The sequence below is a fragment of the Pseudovibrio axinellae genome (assembly GCF_900110875.1).
GTDB classification, from domain to species: Bacteria; Pseudomonadota; Alphaproteobacteria; order Rhizobiales; family Stappiaceae; genus Pseudovibrio; species Pseudovibrio axinellae.
On the sequence record NZ_FOFM01000092.1, the window covers coordinates 1 to 1017 of the forward strand.

Here is a 1017-nt window from a genome sequence, read left to right on the forward strand (position 1 = left end):
TTTTTGATTTTGAAGGAGAGGCGAAATGCCAAAAGCAGCACGATTGGGAGATATTGGGTCAGGCCATGGCTGTTTTCCCCCGACACCGGCTATTAGCGGTTCCGGCGATACCTTCATCAACGGCAGAAAGGCCGTGAGGCTGGGTGATGCATTTGCACCGCATGGCTGTCCCCAATGCCCTCCTCATCCACGTTCCCTGTCTGCCGGGTCTGCTACCGTATTCATCAACGGCAAAAAAGCAGGTCGTGTGGGGGATAGTATCGGCTGTGGCGGCTCTGTTTCAGCCGGCTCCGGTGATACCTTCATTGGTGATGTGGGAATGGGTGGTCCTCTGAAAAGCTGCATGAAAGGTGCAAAGGATAATGCATCGCCCTTGCTGGATCCGGGTCTGAGCAGGCTGGAAAATCCTGCGTCGGTCGAATTGCTCGCCTTCAAGGAGGCTCTGTCGATGCCCGTCCCTGAACTTGGTTCATTTGTGCAGGATCAGCTCGCTTCAATTCTTGAAAGTGGAATTCAAGACATCCTTTCCCACCATGTTGCCTCGCATCTGCCCCAAGTTGGGCTGGATGGCCTGACGAATAAAGCTCTTGATACGCTCAAAGCCAAGGCATTACACAGCGAAGCCCTGATTGGAGCTCTGAAAGGTAAGGTTCCGGAAGTTACCTCTCAGGCTATCTCCCGTGTTTCGCAGAATTTCTCCGATGCCGTGTCGTCCGAGACATCACTGGGGGAGCCATTGTCTGCGACCATACCGAATATTCCCGATAATCCGTTAGTGGCGGGATTGCATGATCTGGCCCAATCCGGAAACCCGGCAAAGCTGGATTCTGTATTGCGTCCGCAGGCCTCGGATATGTGTGTAAAGCTCATGGCAAATGCCTGTGGTCTCTGAGTTTACCCGAACGTAGTTGAAGTTTAATAGGTCTTCACGCCTTCACAAATTGATTTTAAGGGTGCAGACACGAACATGCATGCAAGAAACAGGTCGGATTGGATCTGTCAAAGCGAGATTAAAAG

At 52.0% G+C, this 1017-nt stretch carries 1 protein-coding gene; it reads left to right on the forward strand.

What is annotated here, in order from left to right; all coding sequences use genetic code 11:
• The first annotated feature begins 25 nt into the window (after window positions 1–25).
• Complete coding sequence (locus BMZ51_RS23855) at window positions 26–892, forward strand: PAAR domain-containing protein (RefSeq protein ID WP_083398036.1); 867 nt, start codon at window positions 26–28, stop codon at window positions 890–892.
• The last annotated feature ends 125 nt before the right edge of the window (window positions 893–1017 follow it).